A 281-nucleotide genomic window follows, 5' to 3' on the forward strand; every position below is an offset into this window, starting at 1 on the left:
TCCAGCACGTCCTTGGCGAGTTCTTCCTCGAACGAGGGCTGATCGCCCTTGTGGATGATGACGATTTCGATGTTCTGAGCCGCGCACATCGCGAACACCAATTCGGAGCCGAAGCGCAGGAGCCGATCCTTGTGCGTGATGACGAGGCGCTTCACCTGCTTGCGCAGAATCATTTCGAGCAGGCGGTTGAGGCCCTTCTTGTGGTAGTTCATGCCGCTACCGAGATCCTTGATGACCTCGCAGCGCCACCCCTTCGCGGCGCAATAGCTCTCCAGCATCGC

At 59.1% G+C, this 281-nt stretch carries 1 protein-coding gene; it reads right to left on the reverse strand.

Going from position 1 to position 281, the window contains the following annotated elements; all coding sequences use genetic code 11:
• On the reverse strand, positions 1-281 hold a 281-nt coding region (locus SB822_RS56510), incomplete at both ends, for a recombinase family protein (protein WP_410859028.1).

The organism is Paraburkholderia sp. SIMBA_054, assembly GCF_046534875.1.
GTDB classification, from domain to species: Bacteria; Pseudomonadota; Gammaproteobacteria; order Burkholderiales; family Burkholderiaceae; genus Paraburkholderia; species Paraburkholderia hospita.